Origin of the sequence: Vitiosangium sp. GDMCC 1.1324, from assembly GCF_003044305.1 — a bacterium.
Lineage (GTDB): Bacteria > Myxococcota > Myxococcia > Myxococcales > Myxococcaceae > Archangium.
In genome coordinates this window covers 302,014-320,991 of the sequence record NZ_PZOX01000008.1, presented here as the reverse complement: position 1 = coordinate 320,991, position 18,978 = coordinate 302,014, and the positions used below count along the sequence as shown (strand labels likewise).

Sequence of the window (18,978 nt, the reverse complement as noted above, 5' to 3'; positions counted from 1 at the left end):
GAATGACTCCGAACCGTCTCAGGCTCATCAATCAGAAAGCGCGTTGTTCCTCATAGGACTATGTGCGGAGCCATTCACGCACCACCAAGCCATCGCCTCCGGAGTGAGCTCTCATGAGTCCTGGGCGCTGTAGCGCACTCACCACTCCCACGAATCCTCCACGGGTCCGAGCTTCCCGCCGCATTTGCAGCCGCGACCTGCAAGGAAACATCAAGGAGGGTTGAAGGTGCCTGCCCTCCATTCCTCCAGCGTTCTCTCTGCGGAGAAGCCCACCAGACCGTCAACGTGTTTGGCGATCTCGATAAGCACCCGCTCTCCCTCGCCTGGCGCGAACTCCAACACCGAGCCAGCAGCCCAGCAACGGGTTCCTGGGTCTGGATCATCGAGCAACTTCAATAACTGGCGCTGCGCTTCGATACCTCTCGCCCGCAGCTCCCGGCGGATTGCGACGAGAAGATCATACATGCGGTTTGCCTCTTTGGGTTTACCTGCATGAATCGCGGGCCACCTTTCGGCAGAAAGGGTCCTGGCTTTTTCGATCAGCTCTTCCGTTGGAAGCTTTTTTATCTGTGCCGTCTTCATGGAATGGCCTTGAATCGTCTCAGGATCATCAGCCCGAAGGCGCGCTGCTCTTCATAGGATTTTGTGCGGAGCCATTCGCGCACCACCATGCCGCCCGTATCGTCGGATTTGGTCGAATAGTATGCGCTGATTGCGTCATGTTTGGTTTTGTCTACTGTAATCACGTTTTCCGTGTTGTGGATGGCCTCCGGCCCGAAGCGCTCAACGTTGGGTTTCCGCTGTTCGACGATGTGGTGCCATGCTTTGTTCTCGCCCGCGGGGCCCATGGCTTTCTTGAAAGCGTCAAAGGACTTGAATGCGCGATGCCTGTTCTGGAGAAGCTTGTCTTCCTTAGGGGTCGCGCTCCCTCCATTCGAGGAGTGCCCGCCGCCCCCGTTCCTCTCGGTCATGGACACGGCGTTGACTGGCAGGACGATGCGGATCGTGCCCTCGTTGATGGAGACGATGGCTCGCTCGGCACTGGCTGCCGCATCCATCAGGCGCAGGCCGGTTTTCATCTCGACCGTGCTCGAGGCTTGCCCGAAGCCCGGCAGCTTCGGCCCCTTCGATAGGAGCGCCGCCGTCTCGCCTATCGCCGCCGTCGCCACCATGACGAGAATTCGCACGCAGTTGGGGCCGATGGCGTTCCCGAACCTCTCGCTGACCTCGTGCAACTCCGCGAAGGTGGAGGCTCGCGGTGCATCTTCGTAAAGCTGTGCGTAGGCCCGCAGCAGGTCGAAAAACTCCCACCCGAGATAGCCCCACATGAGCACGGAGAATGCGACGGCTACGCCCTTCGTCACCGGCTCCGGGGCAATCAGGAGCGCCATGTAGGCCGTAATGGTGAAGCTGAGGGTCGCCAGCACCCGCGTGGGGTTGAGCATGGCCCGCACTTCCGCGCCCACGCCTTCCAGGGCTGGTCCCACCGCCAGGGCCAGGGCAATGCTGCGCTTGTCGTTGGCTTGCAGGTGGGGCCCGTCATCGAACAGGGTCAGGCAGTCGCCTGGAGTGCCGCGCCGCTGGCAGAACCGTCCATAGGACTGCGCCAGCTCTGATCGACATGCCTCGCTACTCTCTGGCGCGGATGCCAACGCCAACCTGCGGCCGACGTACAGCGGCGCGCTTGAAGTGGACACCCGCAGCGGAACCTGGAGCCAGAACGCTGTCAGGGCAGCTGTCAGCTCGGAGTCACTGACCCGCACCGGCTGAAAGTCCGTGGGCAGCTTGGAGAAGACGGCTTCGTCCTCGTCCTCAAGTGTCCAGGTTCCTCGCCTCGAGGGGGAGCCCGTCGCGCACGCTGTTACCAGCATCAGCGCGGCCAGGGCGAGCGCACCCACGCGCGAGTGGCACCGTTCGTCCAGCTTGCTCGAATTGATGGAATGGCCAGACATTGCCGCACCTCTCCCGGCGAGCTTCTTCCGCATCACGATTGGGAACGATGGTCACTGGACCCCACCTCCCTGTGGGTGGGGACGGCAACCGGCCTCCGGAGACCGTGGGGGCTCAGAACTGGAAGTAGACGTACGGGCGCGTCTCCACCGACGTCAGGTGCCGCACGCCCAGGCCCACCAGCACCAGCACCACCGCTCGCACAGGCACCGGCAGCTTCACGAACAGGTCGCCCGCCTTGTGGAAGAGGCTCAGCGGCGTCACATGGCTCACCGCCGCCACCGCCAGGATGGCCCACACGAGCGTGCTCACGTTGGCCAGCCCCATGCTTCCCTCGAACAGGCGCGCGTACATCTCTCCCGCTCGCCCCAGCGTTGGCGAGCGGAAGACGACGCGCGTCAGCACTACCAAGATGAACGTGGCCACCAGGCCCAGCCCCGCGCGGACCTTCGCCACGGGGCCCTCCGTCGGCGGCTTGCCCGTCACCCACCACCACACGCGGATGACGCACTCCATCGCTCCGTGCGCCAGGCCCCAGATGGCGAAGCGCCAGTCCGCTCCGTGCCACAGGCCGCCCAGTCCCATGGTGATCATCAGGTTGAGCAGCGCCCGGGGCTTGGAGACCCGGTTGCCGCCCAGCGGCCGGTACAGATAGTCGCGCAGCCACGTGGACAGGCTGATGTGCCAGCGGCTCCAGAAGTCGAAGAGGTTCGTCGCCAGGTAGGGGCGGTTGAAGTTCTCCTCGAACTTGAAGCCGAACAGCGCCGCCGTGCCGATGGCGATGTCCGAGTATGCCGAGAAGTCGAAGTACAGCTCGAAGCTGTAGGCCACCGCCGCCACGAAGCACTCGGCCGACGTATACGCCGAGGGCGTGGCGAACACCGGATCCACCAGTCCGCTGCCCAGCACGTCCGCGATGACGAGCTTCTTCGCCAGTCCCACCGCGATGCGGTACAGGCCTCGGCCTCCCTCTTCGGCCGTCAGCGAGGGCGTGTCATCGAAGCGCTCGATGAGGTGCGAGGCGCGCACGATGGGGCCCGCCACCAGGTGCGGGAAGAAGAGCAGGTAGAGCAGGTGCTCGAAGTAGGTGCGCTCCTTCGTTATCTGCCCCCGGTAGCAGTCCACCACGTAGCTGATGGCCTGGAAGGTGAAGAAGGACAGGCCCACCGGCAGCAGCAGCTTGAAGGGCTCGGTGCGCACGGGGACGCCCAGCGGGCCGAGCAGTGCCACCGCCGTCTCGCGGAACATGTCCGCGTACTTGAAGACGACCAGCACCCCGAGCGTGCTGACGATGGACACCGTCACCAGTGCCTTGCGCACCCCAGGCGACTGCGAGCCCCGGAAGCCCCTGATGCACAGGTGGTTGATCGCCGTGGCCGCGGCGAAGAGCAGCAGCGGCCAGGGCGTCCACATCGAATAGAAGGTGACGCTCGCCACCATCAACACGCTCAGCCGCGCCCACTTGTTGCGGTGCACCGCCCAGTACAGGGCGAGCGTGACGGTGAGGAAGAAGATGAACTGGAGGCTGTGGAAGTACACGTCAGTGGCCCTCCGAGGCGAGCGTCGGCGGCTGGGCCTTGTTGAAGGACTCGTAGGCCGCGAGCAGGTCGGAGAGGAACATGCCCGCGAGCTTCTCGTAGCCCTCGGGCGTCAGGTGGGTACCATCGGTATGGCCCAGGCCGTCGCGCTGCCAGCGCTGCATGCTCCGGTCTCCCCCCATGGCCGCCCGCGCCGACCAGTAGGCGCAGCCCTGGGCTCGCGCCACCTCGGGTAGCACCGTCAGCACCTTGGCGAGCCCGGGCGTCTCCGCCCATGCGCCATCCTCTCGCTGCTGCAACCGGTCGGTGGTGCCGATGAGGAGGCACTCGGCACCGCCCGCGTCCTTCTTGAGGCGGGCGATGAGGGCGCCGTACTCGGTGCGCAGCTTCTCCGCATCCAGGTCCGCCTGGCCGCTCTCGTTGGTGCCGTACCAGAAGACGAGCAGCTGGGGCTTGCGCGAGGAGAGCTGCGCGGCGAGTGCCTGTGGGTCCTCGCTGGCCAGCGTGGCGGCGGTGGATCCCGGCAGGCCCACCGCGTCGTAGCCGACACCCCGTTGCTCCAGGTCCAGCGCCGCGCCCAGCACGGTGATGGGGCCTCCGCCCTGGTTGATCACCTCCACCTCGTGGGCGGGGCCGGTGACGGGGAAGGAGCGGATGCGCACCGTGGGAGTGGTGAAGGGCTCGGGCGGCGGCGGCTCGGGGGGCACGGGGCTTCCGTCCACCTTCACTTCCATCTTCCCGGCTCCGGGTCCATCCAGCCAGTACAGGGAGAGCCGCGCGGGCGGCGTGGGGGCGGCGGTGCATTCCTCGCAGAAGCGGATGCGCAGCGAGGCCCCGGGGGCTCCCACCGCGCGGATGCCACTGAGGCTCCAGGCCTGTCCCGGCGTGGTGGCCTCCAGTGCGTCCTCCACCGTCCACTCACCCGTCAGCTCGCGCGAGACGCCCGCGGGCTTCAGCCGCTCCGACGCCTTGCCCGCGGCGATGAAGCCGCGCCCGGCATCCCCGAAGCGCTTCGTCAGTGCGTTGCGCAGCGCGTCCGTGAAGTAGTGCGAGGCCGTGTGCGAGGCGCCGAGCTGGAGGATGCCCAGCCGTGATGTCTCGCCTTTCTCCAGCGCGCGCATCCTCGAGAAGGTGGCGGTGAGCGTCTTGTCGGTGTTCCTCAGGCCCACGGTGTCGTTGGCCACCAGGGGCGGCGGAGTGCTCGCGGCATAGGCGCGCTGGAGGGCCAGGTCGAAGAGGTGGCCCAGCAGGTCCGAGCCCTTCGAGCGCGGGTGGATGAGGTCCTCGTTGAGCATGCCGGCCGACAGCCAGCGGATGGCCGCGCCCTCGCCGCCCATCGCGTTGAGCGCGTCCCAGTAGGCGCAGCCCCCTTCCTTCGCCACCTCGCGGAAGATGTCCGCCACCATGCGCGAGCCCCGGCGCGGCACCAGCTCGCCTCCCATGGTGCGCACCGCCGCGTCGATGGGCGACCAGACGAGGCACGCCGCTTCTGGCACGGACTCGCGCACCAGCTTCACGAGCGACTCGGCCTCCTGTTTGATCTCCTCCGGCTTCGTCCACTCGCGCGAGAGGCGGAAGGCCTCGTTGCCACCGAACATGAGCACCACCAGCGACGGCTTGCGCTGGCGGATCTGCGCGCGGAAGAAGGGCCGGTGCGCGCGCAGGAAGACACCCGCGTAGGCGCCCGGCAGGCCGATGGTGTCGTACACCACGCCCGGCTTGCCGTTCTCCAGCGAGACGCCGTGCAACTCCACCTTGCCCTTCGTCTTCAGCGTCAGCGTCTTCGCGCCCTCGGGCAGCTTCACCCGGGCGAAGGCCACCTCCGCCGGCGTCCAGCGCGTCTGCACGCGTTGCAGGGGCTTGCCATCCGCGAGCACCTGCACGGAGCCTCCGCCCGGCTGCGCGAGGAAGGAGATCTCCGCCGTGACCGCGTCCTCGATGGCGTAGCGCACGTCCTGCGGGCCCGCGTTGCCCGCGGCGAAGGCGACGCCGGTGAAGGGCAGCCGGTCCTTCGGCGGCGCGCGGTCGATGATGCGGGTGAACTCCCAGCCCTCGGAGGCCTGGCCCGCGCGCACCCCTCGGCCGGAGCGGGTGGGACGGTCGATGTAGAGGAAGCCCTTGCCGCCCGAGCCGTGGCGCTCCTGCAGCCGCACGCGCGCCACGTCGGTGATGTGGTCCGAGGCGATCAGCGAGTCCCCCAGATGCTCCACGCGCACCGGCTGGGTGCGGCCTCCCCCGTGCAAGGCACGCAGCGCGTCAAAGAAGGGGGCCAGCCCGCTCTCCTCGCACCCCGAGGCGCCCATGCGCCGGCACCCGAGCTCGAGGTCCACGTGCTGGGCGCCCATCTTCTCGCGCAGGGCCTCCATGCGCAGGGCGTTCTCGTGCATGGCCGGGCCCAGGTCCGCCAGCCCCAGGGAGTCGGAGACGGCGACGGTGGGCGGGAGCTCCGGAGCCCCAGCGTCGGTGCCCTCGGCCTGGACCACCTCGGGCTCGGTCTCATCCTCCGGGGGGAGCGCGGGCACTTCGGGCGCGTTGGCCTCGCCATCGGGTGCCACGCCCACGGCCTTGCGCTTGGAGGCGGCACTGGAGGTGGTGACGAGCGCGACGAGCTGCGGCACCACCGGCCCCTTCGCGAGGCTGGGAATGGGCCGCCACGCGTCCGGCAGCGGGGCAAGGGACAGCCCCACCGCCAGCGCCAGCGTGAGCGCGAGCGTCAACAAGACCGATGTGTGCTTGGACTCCAACTCGCCCGGCATGAGACTGGCTTTTTGGGGTTGGGTCAAAACTCCTGCCCACGTTCGGAGAGCAGCCGGGCGGACGTGCCCCTGGCGGACGGCAGGCGAGGCGCTATCTTGCGCGCCCCATGTCCCTCCATCCCGTCATCATGGCCGGTGGTTCCGGCACCCGCTTCTGGCCGTTGTCGCGCAAGGCGCGGCCCAAGCAGTTCCTTCCGTTGGCTTCGAAGAACCCGCTCATCACCGACACCGCGGCCCGCCTCAAGGGCCTGGCCTCGGTGAAGGACACGCTCATCGTCTGCGGCCCGCTGCACGCGAAGCAGGCGGCGAAGCTGGTGAAGGGCCTGCCGAAGAAGAACCTCCTGGTGGAGCCGGTGGCGCGCAACACCGCGCCGGCCATCGCCCTGGCCGCGGTGCAGGTGGCCGCGAGGGATCCCGAGGGCATCCTCGTCGTCCTGCCCTCGGACCACCACGTGGCGGACGTGGCCGGCTTCAAGAAGACCATCACCGAGGCGGCGCAGGTGGCCGCCAAGGGGCACCTCGTCACGCTGGGCATCAAGCCGAACCGTCCGGAGACGGGCTATGGCTACATCCAGGTGGGAGACGCGCTGGAGGGCGGGAGCCGTCAGGTGAAGGCCTTCCGCGAGAAGCCGGACACGGAGACGGCGCGGCGCTACGTGGAGTCGGGCGAGTACCTGTGGAACGCGGGCATCTTCGTCTTCCGGGCGGACGTCATCCTGGAGGCCTTCGACAAGCACATGCCGGAGATGAAGAAGGGGCTGGATGCGCTGCGCAAGGCCGCGGGCAAGCGCACCTTCGCGTCGGTGCTCAAGCGTGTGTTCCCCAAGCTGCCCTCCATCTCCATCGACTACGGAGTGATGGAGAAGGCCACCAACATCGCGGTGCTGCCGGGGGACTTCGGCTGGTCCGACGTCGGCTCCTTCGCCGCCATCCCCGAGGTGCGCCCGGCGGACGAGCACGGCAACGTCGTCTCCGGCGCCGAGGCGGTGGTGGTGGACTGCAAGGGCTGCGTGGTGCTCGCCGACAAGCGCCCGCTCACCGTGGTGGGCCTCACCGACATGGTGGTGGTGGACTCGGGCGACGCGGTGCTGGTGGTGCCCAAGGACAAGAGCCAGGACGTGCGCAAGGTGGTGGAGGCACTCAAGGCCCGCAAGCGCGAGAAGTACCTGTGAGCTGACGCGCGGTGGGGCCGGGGCGGAGGTCGCTCGTTGCCGGGGCGACACTTCCTCCGGCCTGATCGGACATGGCACGGCGGACTTCCGCCCGCGTCCGGCCCTCGTCCCCCACTTCCGAGAGCGGAGAAGACCCCCCGTTTTTTCAGGGAGGTGTTTGCAGGAATTACCGGACGGCTCCGTCTACTTGCGAGACGCTCACGGCACTCCCACCCCTTGTCCCGTTGGCTCCGCGACGGAGCAAGGGTGCATGGAGGTTGCAAAGCCGCACCGCACTGGGGGGCGCGGCGATGGGTTGCGACCACTGCTACACCGATCATCCGACGACTGTTCCATGCACCCGGCCCGAGGGCCCGCCCTGTGACAGCGAGGCGCTGTCCGGGATGGGCTATGGGCCCCTGGTCCTCATGCGCAAGCTGGGCGCCGGGGCGCTGGGAACCGTGTACCTGGCCGAGCACCCGTCCAGCGGCGCGCACTTCGCCGTGAAGGTGCTCCACCCGCACGTGGCCGGCAATCCGGCCGTGCTCACTCGCTTCTACGCGGAGGCCCGCTCCGCCCAGCACCTCATCCACCCGAGCGTGGCCCGGGTGCTCGATGTGCGCCAGGCGCCCAGCGGCCATCACTGTCTGCTCATGGAGTACGTTGACGGCACGGTCCTGTCGAGCCTGCCGCTGCCGTTGCCTCCAGCGGAGGCCGTGTTCCTGCTGTCGCAGGTGCTGGAGGGGCTCGAGGCCGCGCACGCCTGCGGCATCGTCCACCGTGACATCAAGCCGGAGAACCTCGTGCTCACCACCGGCCGTGACGGCGAGCGGCGCGTGAAGCTGCTCGACTTCGGCATGGCGAGCACCCTGGCCGCGGGCTTCACCGAGGAGGAGCTGGGCGCCGGAATGGTGGTGGGCAGCCCGGCCTACCTCGCGCCCGAGCTGTGGGTGCGAGCCGAGCCGGATGGCCGCGCGGACCTGTATGCGCTCGCGGTGGTGGGCTACCGGCTGCTCACCGGGCGGTTGCCCTTTGGCGGAGGCGGGCGCATGGGCGAGATGCTCCTCGTCCACAAGCCCTCCCGGCCCCTGCCGCCGCACGTCATCGAGGAGCGCGTGCCACCGGCGCTCTCCGCGGTGCTGATGCAGGCCATGTCCCTGCGTCCCGATGACCGCTTCGCCAGCGCCCGGGCCCTCCATGCCGCGCTGCACGAGGCCATGCGGCGGCCCGCCTTCGGCTGCATCGCGCCCCCGGCCTTCCGCGTGAAGCTCGAGGACCCCCGGGGCCTGGGCCTGCAACCGGCGCTCGTGAACGACGTGAGCGAGGAGGGCCTGCGCATCGCCAGCAATGGGCCGCTGCCGCCGCTCGGCGCGCGCCTCCAGGCGGAGCTGTCCCTCAATGGCTGGGCGCTCGAGTGCGCGTGCGACGTGGTGCGCCTGCTGCCCGCGGAGGAGGCGCGCACCTGGGGTGGTCGCCAGGGCTTCATCCTCCGCTTCTCCGAGCCTTCCGACGACGTGCGCCGGCTGATCTCCCAGGCGCTGGCGCCTCCTCCCGCGGAGCCGGCGCCAGATCCGGAGCTCGCGCAACTCCTGTCGCGCGCCGCCGCGTTCAGCCAGGACCCCTACACGCTGCTGGCCGTCCATCCGCATGCGGACTTCGCGGAGGTGATGCGGCGCGTGGCCCAGGCCGAACGCCGGTTGGAGCCCTTCTGGCAGCGGCCCCTCCCCGCCGAGCAGCGTCAGGCGCTCGCGGCCCTCCGGGGGAAGGTGGAGGTCGCCCGGCGGACGCTCGGAGAGCCGATGGCCCGCGCGCGTTTCGATGCCTCGCGGGGCAACTTCCGGGGCGTGGCCCGCTGCCTCGCCGCGGGAATCCCTCCCACTGCGGTGGAGCGCCTGCGCCAGACCTTCCTCACCACCCGTCCGGACGCGGAGGCCCGTGCGCGTTCGCTCTTCGACGAGGGCATCCTCATGGAAGCCCAGAACGTGCTCGATGGTGCGCTCTCTCGCTACGCCGAGGCGCTCAGCGTGGATCCGCTCAACCTCATGTTGCACCGCTATTACCGAGCGCTGGTCCAGCGGGTGCGCACGGTCCAGACCGAGGCCCCCGCGCGCCCCTCCGCGTCTCACTGAGTGCTGTCGAGTCCTTTGGCAACCAACCCAGGCCGTGAGGTGGTCCGGCGGGATGTCAGAGGTCAAGTGCATGCTGGACACATGAGCGAGCACATCCTCGGACAGTGGGGCGAGCGGGTTGCGACGGCAGGGACGGGACTGCATCCTGGGAGCATGAGCGACAAGCCGCCACGGCGCGCAGCCACGTACGAAGACCTGGAGCAAGTCCCGTCCAACTTCGTTGGCGAGATCGTCGAAGGTGAGCTGTACGTGAGCCCACGGCCGAGGACGGTGCATGCCCGGGCCGCTTTCCGGCTTGGCCGGGCGCTGGGGCCCTTCGACGGGAACCCGGTGGGGGAGGGCCCTGGGGGTTGGGTGCTTCTCTTCGAGCCCGAGCTGCACCTGGGCAGCGAGGCGCTGGTGCCGGACCTCGCAGGGTGGCGGCGTGAGCGCATGCCCGAGATGCCCGATGTCACCGCGCTGACGCTCGCTCCCGACTGGGTCTGCGAGGTGCTGTCACCCTCCACGGAGGCGCTGGACCGCGTTCGGAAGATGGGCTCCTACGCCCGCGAGGGCGTGCGGCACCTGTGGCTCGTGGATCCGAGCCAGCGGATGCTGGAGGTGTACCGTCTGGATGACGGGCGCTGGTCGCGGCTCGGCGCGTACCTGGGGAACGTCACCGTCCACGCCGAGCCCTTCGAGTCGCTCGCCCTGGAGTTGGCGCCCCTGTGGGAGCGCTGACTTGATACCTTCGGAGGTGCTTCGTCCTTCCGGAGGTCTGTTTGGTCGAGATTGAGAGCCTCGCGGCATTCGAGCGGCACCTGGCGAGCGGTGGGAGCCTCGCCAACGTCGTCCTCCAGGGGCTGGACCTGAGGGGGAGGACCCGCGAGCTGTTGAGCGCCGATGTGACCGGCACCGTCTTCCTGGGCTGTGAGCTCGAGAAGGAGGCGCTTCAGGCCGTGCTCGCGCGGAGCGCCATGGTCTTTCCGCCCTTCTCCGGGCTGCCCTATTCGCCCTACCGGGGGAGCCTCTACTCGCCGGAGGAGCTCTACGCGGGTTTCGACCCCGCTCGTCCCGAGAGCTACGCGGACACGCCCGACGCCCGCATCTACGCCCACTGGCACGCGCGGGGCGGTGCTCATGCACCCTCGCTCCTGGACACGCTGGCGCAGCGGCTCCACGACCACGCCATCACCGATGCCATGGAGGAAGTGCTCGCCCTCCAGAGCCGCGGCCAGCCGCGCAAGGTGGTGGCCATCATGGGCGGCCACTCCATGCGCCGGGGGCAGCCCGACTACCGCTCCGTGGCGGAGCTGGCCCGGGAGCTGGCTCGCCTCGGCTTCTTCCTGGTGAGCGGCGGCGGGCCGGGCGCCATGGAGGCCACGCACCTGGGGGCCTGGTTCGCCGGGCGTACCGAAGCGGAGCTGGCCTCGGCCCTCGAGATTCTCGCCAGAGCGCCGAGCTACCAGGACCGGGAGTGGCTCTCCCGTGCCGTCGAGGTGCGCGCCGCCTGGCCGCTGCGTGACGAGGACCGCCCCGTCTCCGAGAGCCTCGGCATCCCCACCTGGCACTACGGCCACGAGCCGCCCAACCCCTTCGCCACCCACATCGCCAAGTACTTCGCCAACAGCGTCCGCGAGGACGGCCTGCTCACCATCGCGAAGGGCGGCGTCATCTACTCCCCGGGCAGTGCCGGCACCATCCAGGAAGTCTTCCAGGACGCCTGTCAGAACCACTACAAGACCGTGGGCGTCGTCAGCCCGATGATCTTCCTGGGCCGGGACTTCTGGACACGGACGCGGCCGGTGTACCCGCTGCTGGAGCAGCTCGCCCGGGGCCAGGAGTACGCGCGCTACCTGCTGCTCACCGACTCCCGGGAGGACATCGTCCGGGTGCTCGTGGACTACGACCGCGCGCAGGTACCCCCGGGGGCCCCGCGCTGAGATTTCCTTGCCGTCCCGGCCGCTTAGCCCCGCACAGCAGCCGGGCGGGGAGCCCCCCTTTCGTTCGGAATCCCAAGGGGCGGGATGGCCAGCGCCCGGCCAGAATCCACTTGGATATCCCCCCTGGTCCGCGCTTGTGTACAGTGCGCCGCCCTCGAACAAGCCCCCCTCGAGGGCTTCAGGAAACAGCCTCATGAACGCGCATATCTTCCGCGAGTACGACATCCGTGGCCTGGTGGACAAAGACCTCACCGTCGAGGTGGTGGAGCTGCTGGGCAAGGGACTCGGCACCGTGGTGCGGCGCAAGGGTGGACGCTCGCTCGTGGTCGGCCGCGATTGCCGCGAGTCCTCCACGCGCTTCCGCGACGCCCTCTGCCGTGGCCTCACCTCCACCGGGTTGAACGTGCTCGACGTCGGCGTCGTCCCCACGCCGCTGACCTACTTCGCCGCCAACACCCTGCCGGTGGATGGCCTGGCGATGATTACCGGCAGCCACAACCCGCCCGAGTACAACGGCTTCAAGATTGGCGCGGGGAAGACGACCTTCCACGGTCCCGAAATCCAGGCGCTGCGCAAGCTCATCGATGCGCGCGACTTCGAGCAGTCCCCGCTGCCGGGCACCGTCACCCCGTTCGACATCCACACGCCCTACTACCACTTCGTCCGTCAGACGGTGAAGGTGGGCCGCAAGGGGATGAAGATCGTCATCGACGCGGGCAACGGCACGGGGGGCGCGGTGGGCGTGCCGCTCTTCGAGAGCATGGGCTTCGACGTCGTCCCGCTCTTCTGCGACATGGACGCGCGCTTCCCCAACCACCACCCGGACCCGACGGTGGTGGAGAACATGCAGGACCTCATCGCGGCGGTGAAGCGCGAGAAGGCCGAGGTGGGCATCGCCTATGACGGCGACAGCGACCGCATCGGCGTGGTGGACGACCAGGGCAACATCCTCTGGGGAGATCAGCTGATGATCCTCTTCAGCCGCTACGTGCTGAAGGAGAGCCCGGGCGCGGCCATCGTGGGCGAGGTGAAGTGCTCCTACACGCTCTACGACGACATCGCGAAGAAGGGCGGCAAGCCGGTGATGTGGAAGGCGGGCCACTCGCTCATCAAGGCGAAGATGAAGGAGGAGCACGCGGAGCTGGCCGGCGAGATGAGCGGCCACATCTTCTTCAAGAACCGCTACTTCGGCTTCGACGACGCCATCTACTCCTCGGCGCGCCTGCTGGAGATTCTCACCCACGAGAAGGAGAAGCTGTCCGAGCTGCTCGGGGACGTGCCCAAGACGTTCGCCTCGCCCGAGCTGCGCGTGGACACGGTGGAGGAGAAGAAGTTCGAGATCGTCAAGCGCGCCACCGAGTGGCTGCGCCAGGCGGGCCACGCGCTGGTGGACGTGGACGGTGTGCGGGTGACGTTCCCGGATGGCTGGGGCCTCATCCGCGCCTCCAACACGCAGCCCATCCTGGTGCTGCGTTTCGAGGCCCGGACCCCCGAGCGGCTGGAGGAGATCCGCCAGCTCATCGAGGGCACGGTGGCGAAGATGCAGCGCGAGGTTGGAGCCTGAGCTAGAGAAAAGGAGCCCCATCACATGGCCACCCCCCAGATTCTCGCCCTGTGCGGCAGCCTGCGCACGGGCGCGTTCAACAAGAAGCTGCTGGACCTCGCCGTGGCGGAGGCCCGCGCGCAGGGCGCCGAGGTCGACGTCGTGGACCCCAAGGTGCTCGGGCAGTTGCCCATCTACGACCAGGACGTGGAGGCCCAGGGGTGGCCTCCGCTGGTGAAGGAGCTGAGGGACAGGCTGGCGCGCGCCAATGGCCTGCTCATCTCCAGCCCCGAGTACAACTCCTCCCTCCCGGGCGGCTTGAAGAACGCCCTGGACTGGATGTCGCGCCCGCCCGAGCGCCTCTTCCAGGACAAGTGGGCGGCGCTGATGGGGGCCTCGCCGGGTGTCTTCGGCACCTCGCGCATGCAGCCCCACCTGCGCCAGACGATGGCCTCGATGGGCGTGCTGGTGCTGCCCGCCCAGGTGCACCTGCCCCGCGCCATGGAGGCCTTCAACCCAGATGGGAGCCTCAAGGATGAGGCGCGACGCAAGGAAGTGGCGGGACTCGTCACGGCGCTCGTTGCCCGGCTGAAGGGCTGAAAGGACAGACATGGCCACGCTTGGAATCGACCTGGGAGGCACATTCGCCCGCGCGGCGGTGGTGGATGTGCAGGGGAAGATCGTTGCCTCCGCGAAGATGACGCTCGGGGAGCGCAGCCCGTCCGCGGTGGTGGAGGCCATCGCCCACGCGGCCAAGGCGGCGGTGGATGCGGCGGGCACGTCCGTGAAGTCCTGCGGCGTGGGCGCGGCCGGACAGATTCATGGGGACTCGGGCGTGCTGGCGGTGGCGCCCAACCTGGGCTGGCGCAATGTGCCCCTGGGGAACCTGCTCCAGACGCGGCTGGGCTACAGCGTCAAGCTGGTGAACGACCTGGCGGCCGCCGCCTGGGGCGAGCTCAACGCCGGCGCGGGACGCGGCAGCCAGGACATGTACACGGTGTTCGTGGGCTCGGGCGTGGGCAGCGCCATCATCGCCGGGGGCCGGCTGGTGCAAGGCGCGGGCGGAGTGGCGGGCGAGCTGGGCCACACCAAGGTGGTGCCCAACGGGCGCCGGTGCGGCTGCGGCGAGCTGGGCTGCCTGGAGGCCTACGCGGGTGGGCACAACCTCATCGCGCAGACGCGGGAGCTGCTGGCCACCGGGCGCTCGCATGTGCTGCTGGAGCTGACGGGCGGAGACCCGGCCCGGGTGACGCCGGTGACGCTGGAGCAGGCGGCGGAGGCGGGCGATGCGGAGGCGCGTGAAATCTACGAGCGCGCCAGCCTCATGCTGGCCATCGCCGTGGCCAACCAGGTGACGGTGCTCAACCCGGCGCGGCTCATCCTGGGCGGCGGCGTGCTCTCCCACTGTCCGGGCATCCGGCGGCGCGTGCTGGAGGGAGTCCAGGCGTACGCCTCCACCACTGCGCGTGAAGGGCTGCTCATCAGCGATGCCGAGCTGGGCGATGACAGCGGTCTCATCGGCGCGGCCCTGCTCGCCTGACCGGCGGGCCTGACTTGATGGGACGGGCGTGGCTCTGCTAGAGGCGCGCCATGCCCACTCCCCGTCACGTCCTGCGACTGTCCCTGTTGTCCGCCCTGGTACTCGCTCCCGCCTGTAAGAAGCAGGAGGAGACGAAGCAGGAGGCTCCCGCCAAGTCCGCGGAGGCCGCCGCCCAGGCTCCGGCCGCCGCTCCGAAGGAGAAGACCCTGAAGGTGGGTCTGGTGACGGACGTGGGTGGCCGCGGTGACCACTCCTTCAACGACTCGGCGCTGCGGGGCCTGGAGCTGTGGGGCGCGGGCAAGAAGATGGAGGGGGGCAGCTACAAGGACGCCACCCCGGAGGAGCTGAAGGAGACGCTCCAGCAGGACCTGGCCTCGCGCAACATCGCCCCGGTGGCCATCACCCCGGTGGTGCTGCAGAGCAAGGTGCCCGAGGACTACGAGCCCAACCTCCAGTTGCTGGTGGACCAGGGCGTGTCCATGGCCGTGGGCGTGGGCTTCATGCTCGAGAACGCCGTGGAGACGGTGGCCAAGCGCAACCCGGACGCGAAGTTCCTGCTCATCGACAGCCCGCTGGTGTCCGCGGACAACAAGCCCTACACCCTGCCCAACGTGCGCACGGTGATGTTCCGCGAGGAGCAGGGCAGCTTCCTGGTGGGCGCGCTGGCGGGCCTCGTCACCCATGGCAACAAGGTGGGCTTCGTGGGCGGCATGGAGGTGCCCCTCATCAAGAAGTTCGAGGCGGGCTTCCGCGCGGGCGTGGCCGCCACCAACCCCAAGGCCACCGTGCTGGTGAACTACACGGGCAGCTTCGACAACGTGGCCGCGGGCAAGCAGGTGGGCCAGGACCTGGTGACGAAGGGCGCGGACGTCGTCTACCACGCGGCGGGCTCGGACGGCCTGGGTGTCATCCAGGCGGTGAAGGAGGCGCGGGCCGCCAACAAGAACGTGTTTGTGATTGGCGTGGACTCGGACCAGTCCCACCTGGCCCCGGATGCGGTGCTGACGTCGATGCTCAAGCGCGTGGACCTGGGCGTCTACGAGGCCGTGCGTGACCTGTCCCAGGGCAAGCTGCAGGGCGGCGACGTGGTGCTGGGCCTGAAGGAGGGCGGCGTCACCTACGCCCCCGTGCGCGTGGAGTTCCCGGGCAAGGCCGAGGCCCTCGAGAAGGTCGAGGCGCTGCGCGCGAAGATTGTCTCCGGGGAGATCCAGGTGCCCACCGACCCGGCGCAGCTCACCGCGTCTCCGGCGAAGCCGTAACGCGGAGCCGTTTCGGGAGTGTCCGGCCCCGTTGCCTCCGAGGCGGCGGGGCCTTTTCATTTGCGGCGGAAGCCCTCAGCTTCCAGGGGAATGAGCCAGACCGGGTCCCTTCGGAAGAGGATGGGGGCATTCGCCGTCACCGCGGCCCTCGTGTTGTCTCCCGCCGTGGCGCTCGCGCAGGCCGGGGCTCCCGCTCCCGGAGAGGGGGGCACGTCCTCGGAGTCGGAGGACACGTTCTTCCTGCCGTTGACCGAGCGCCGGTTCGTGCTGCCCAGCCGCATCCTGCTGCCGTACGCGGTGTTCGTGGACGAGCTGCCCGCGGAGCCGGAGGCGAGCAACTTCCTGGCGTTGAACCTCGGCGTGCTGTTCGGCTTCGCGGGCCGGTGGATGGTGGACGCGGTCTTCGCACCGCTGGTGCTGTCCGAGCCGTTCCATTATGGCAACCCGGAGCTGGGGCTGGCGTATCAGATAGTCGACTCCCGGCCGTTCGAGCTGGGCGTGATGGGCCGCGCCTTCTTTTCATCCACGGGCGTCGTGTTCGCCGGTGTCGAGCCGGGTGCCTTCATGCTGTTCCGCTCGGGCCATGCCCGGCTCGATGTGAGGGCCTTCCTGCCCATCAGTACCTCCGGTCAGCCCGTGGGGGTGCTCGGCGTCGACCGGGTGGGGCTCCGGGTTCCAGTGTCCGGGCTCTATCAGTTGAATCCGCACTTCCACGTGGGAGTGAACACAGGCGTGAGATTCAGCGACCTCGGCGAGGCCAGCGACACCTTCGCGGTTCCGCTCGGGGTTACCGCGGGGTTCAGCACCAACATCCATGGCTTCTGGATCGATGTGATTCCTTTCTTCTCCTTCCCGGCCTTCTACGGGAAGGGTGGGGTGAACACGGACATGGTGGAGTTGAGCCTCATCCTCGACTTCTCCAAGAATCTGTAGCCAGAAGAAGCTGTCGCCAGGAGGTGCGCATGACCCGAGAGGTTCGTGTCGGAGTCGGCATCATCGGCACGGGGTTCGCCCGCTCGACGCAGGTCCCCGCGTTCAGGGATTGTCCGGGCGTGGACGTCATCTCCATCGCCAGCGCGCATCCGGAGAAGGCCGCCGCTGTCGCGCGTGACTTTGGCATTCCCCATGCCACCGCGGACTGGCGAGATGTGCTGGCCCACCCGGGCGTGGACCTGGTGTGCATCTCCACGCCGCCTGCCCTGCACCGGGAGATGTCCGTGGAGGCGCTCGCGGCGGGCAAGGCGGTGTTGTGCGAGAAGCCCACGGCACTGAATGCCTCCGAGGCCGAGGCCATGTTCGCCGAGGCCCGTGCGCGGGGACTGCTCGCACTCCTCGACCACGAATTGCGCTTCCTCCCCGCGCGCCGGAGGGCCCGGGAGCTCATCCGCGAGGGCGGGCTCGGAGCGGTGCGGCATGCGCGCGTGGCGCATCGCAGTGACAACCGTGCGTCGGCCTCGCGGCCCTGGGATTGGTGGTCCGATGCCGGACAGGGTGGGGGAGTGCTGGGGGCCATCGGCTCGCACGCGGTGGATGCGTTGCGGTTCCTCCTGGGGCGTGAGCCTTCGGCGGTGCTGGGCGCGTTGAAGACACACACGGCGGAGCGGGTGGAGCCGGGGACGAGGGCATCGCGGCCCGTCACCGCGGACGAAGAGGCGTCCGTGCTGCTGCGCTTCGGGCAGGACGTCACCGCCACCGTGGATCTGTCCTCGGTGGCCGCGGGAGAGCCCGTGCACGTGGTGGAGGTCTTCGGAGCCCAGGGCGCGCTGCGCATCGAGCGTCATCAACTCTGGCGCTCGGCGGTGGGCTCGCGGACGTGGGAGCCCGTGGCGCTGCCCGCGCTGGAGCCACTTCCGGCCGGACTGCCGGACAACGAGTGGGCCCGGGGGTTCCGCCTCTTCGCCCGGGAGGTGGCGGAGGCGCTGCGGCAGGGTCTCTCGTCCGTGGAGAGCGCGGCCACCTTCGAGGATGGGTGGCGCAATCAGCTCGTGCTGGATGCGGCGCGACGCTCCCATGAGGAGCGCCGCTGGGTAGAGCTGACTCCGCAGGGATGAGCGTCCACCTTGCCGGAGGCTCCGAGCGGCGGCTTCGACTCCCGCCGCTACCAATAGAGGTTGCCCTTCCCGTTACCGGGGCGGGCGGACGGATTCGCACGCCCCGAATGTAAGAAACGCCGCGGGTTCCGTCTTTCAGAGACGGGCTCCACCTGGCCCAACGAAGGCAGGTGGAGCCCGATGGGCGGCAGTCCGCCCAATGACTCGCGGTGAAAACGAAGAGAGAGAAGACATGAAGGGATGTAGGTCAACGGCGACGGCCAGCTCGGAACCGGAAACCCGTTCCCGAAGTTCACCCCGTGCCGGCAGCCCTGAGTCCCCCCGCTTCTCCCTCCAAGACATCAAGACAAGGAGTTACACATGCTTTCCCGAATCACCCGTGGTCTGCTCGCTGTGTTCGCGGTGGCGGTGGTGCTGCTCGGCGGCGAGTCGGCCCAGGCCCAGACCTACTCCCCCTACCCTGACGGCTCCATCCTGATCAACTCCGCCGTCTCCAGCGATCGCTACGTGATCGCCGGGGGGGCGAAGTTCTCCATCCCCGCCTCGGAGCAGCCGTACTTCAGCAACTGGCTCTTCACCTACAACGTCTCGTCCAGCACCCTGTCCGGCATCACCGATTATCCCCAGGAGGGCACCAAGCTGAAGGAGCGGAACCTCGACACCATCTAGCTCATCATCGGCCACAAGAAGTGGGGCTTCCCGTCGATGGATGAGCTGGGGTACTTCGGTGGGACCAGTGACGTCCGCACCGTTCCTCAGGGCAGCCTCAACAACTACTACCTCTTCTACCGCCCGGTGAACGGCATGATGGTGCGCGAGCGTTCGCACGCCGAGGTGTACGTCACGTTCGGAGCCGCGAAGTTCTGGGTCCACACCGAGGACGAGGTGGCGTACTACGGTGGCTGGAGCAATGTGAACGTGGTGCCGGACACCTCCACGTCCACCGTGTCGAACACCCCCGAGTGCGGCACCCGCCTGCGCGAGCGGTCCAGCGGGCAGATCTACCTCATCGGCGTCGGCGGGAAGTTCCTCATCCAGAACCCCGACAGCTACGACTGGGCCAACCACTTCGTGGTACCGGATGGCTCGCTGAGCTCGTTCCCCGATGCGTCGGTCCACGTCTGCATGACCTGATGTCT

16 protein-coding genes are annotated in these 18,978 nt (G+C 68.6%); 12 read left to right on the top strand and 4 right to left on the bottom strand.

Annotated features, from left to right (window positions below):
• Positions 1-210: 210 nt before the first annotated feature.
• The 4 genes from DAT35_RS24530 to DAT35_RS24515 form a co-directional block, all read right to left on the bottom strand.
• Entirely contained in the window at positions 211-582 is a 372-nt protein-coding gene (locus DAT35_RS24530; protein WP_108069560.1) for a DUF2019 domain-containing protein, read from the bottom strand.
• Positions 579-1,952 carry a hypothetical protein gene (locus DAT35_RS24525; protein ID WP_108069559.1) on the bottom strand — a complete coding sequence of 458 codons (1,374 nt, stop codon included), beginning with the start codon at positions 1,950-1,952 and terminating at the stop codon, positions 579-581. The genes DAT35_RS24530 and DAT35_RS24525 overlap by 4 nt, the downstream gene beginning before the upstream one ends.
• A gap of 112 nt (positions 1,953-2,064) precedes the next feature.
• On the bottom strand, positions 2,065-3,489 hold the full coding sequence (locus DAT35_RS24520) for an MBOAT family protein (protein ID WP_108069558.1): 1,425 nt from the start codon (positions 3,487-3,489) through the stop codon (positions 2,065-2,067).
• A gap of 1 nt (position 3,490) precedes the next feature.
• Positions 3,491-6,244 (bottom strand): GDSL-type esterase/lipase family protein, encoded by a 2,754-nt coding sequence (locus DAT35_RS24515; RefSeq protein WP_108069557.1) that lies wholly within the window; start codon positions 6,242-6,244, stop codon positions 3,491-3,493.
• A 107-nt stretch (positions 6,245-6,351) separates the two neighbouring features.
• Here DAT35_RS24515 and DAT35_RS24510 point away from each other — a divergent pair, with 107 nt between their 5' ends.
• The 12 genes from DAT35_RS24510 to DAT35_RS24455 all read left to right on the top strand — a co-directional run bounded on the left by DAT35_RS24510 (position 6,352) and on the right by DAT35_RS24455 (position 18,973).
• Positions 6,352-7,416 carry a mannose-1-phosphate guanylyltransferase gene (locus DAT35_RS24510; RefSeq protein WP_108069556.1) on the top strand — a complete coding sequence of 355 codons (1,065 nt, stop codon included), beginning with the start codon at positions 6,352-6,354 and terminating at the stop codon, positions 7,414-7,416.
• 257 nt (positions 7,417-7,673) lie between these two features.
• Positions 7,674-9,524, top strand: a complete 1,851-nt coding sequence (locus DAT35_RS24505; RefSeq protein WP_233261682.1) for a serine/threonine-protein kinase — start codon at positions 7,674-7,676, stop codon at positions 9,522-9,524.
• Between the two features lie 153 nt (positions 9,525-9,677).
• A complete protein-coding gene (locus DAT35_RS24500) occupies positions 9,678-10,244 on the top strand; it encodes a Uma2 family endonuclease (RefSeq protein WP_108069741.1) in 567 nt (188 codons plus the stop codon).
• Positions 10,245-10,285: 41 nt separating this feature from the next.
• Complete coding sequence (locus DAT35_RS24495) at positions 10,286-11,446, top strand: LOG family protein (protein WP_108069554.1); 1,161 nt, start codon at positions 10,286-10,288, stop codon at positions 11,444-11,446.
• Positions 11,447-11,639: 193 nt separating this feature from the next.
• Positions 11,640-13,010 carry a phosphomannomutase/phosphoglucomutase gene (locus DAT35_RS24490; protein ID WP_108069553.1) on the top strand — a complete coding sequence of 457 codons (1,371 nt, stop codon included), beginning with the start codon at positions 11,640-11,642 and terminating at the stop codon, positions 13,008-13,010.
• Between the two features lie 24 nt (positions 13,011-13,034).
• Positions 13,035-13,589: an NADPH-dependent FMN reductase gene (locus DAT35_RS24485; RefSeq protein ID WP_108069552.1), complete on the top strand. Its 555-nt coding sequence runs from the start codon at positions 13,035-13,037 to the stop codon at positions 13,587-13,589.
• 10 nt (positions 13,590-13,599) lie between these two features.
• The gene (locus DAT35_RS24480) at positions 13,600-14,529 is read left to right on the top strand and encodes an ROK family protein (RefSeq protein ID WP_108069551.1); all 930 of its coding nucleotides are present in this window, start codon (positions 13,600-13,602) and stop codon (positions 14,527-14,529) included.
• Positions 14,530-14,579: 50 nt separating this feature from the next.
• Positions 14,580-15,788, top strand: a complete 1,209-nt coding sequence (locus DAT35_RS24475; protein WP_108069550.1) for a BMP family protein — start codon at positions 14,580-14,582, stop codon at positions 15,786-15,788.
• 120 nt (positions 15,789-15,908) lie between these two features.
• Positions 15,909-16,721 (top strand): hypothetical protein, encoded by an 813-nt coding sequence (locus DAT35_RS24470; RefSeq protein ID WP_108069549.1) that lies wholly within the window; start codon positions 15,909-15,911, stop codon positions 16,719-16,721.
• Positions 16,722-16,750: 29 nt separating this feature from the next.
• Positions 16,751-17,839, top strand: a complete 1,089-nt coding sequence (locus DAT35_RS24465; protein WP_108069548.1) for a Gfo/Idh/MocA family protein — start codon at positions 16,751-16,753, stop codon at positions 17,837-17,839.
• 360 nt (positions 17,840-18,199) lie between these two features.
• Entirely contained in the window at positions 18,200-18,508 is a 309-nt protein-coding gene (locus DAT35_RS24460) for a hypothetical protein (protein ID WP_108069547.1), read from the top strand.
• Between the two features lie 36 nt (positions 18,509-18,544).
• The gene (locus DAT35_RS24455) at positions 18,545-18,973 is read left to right on the top strand and encodes a hypothetical protein (protein WP_108069546.1); all 429 of its coding nucleotides are present in this window, start codon (positions 18,545-18,547) and stop codon (positions 18,971-18,973) included.
• Positions 18,974-18,978: the final 5 nt, after the last annotated feature.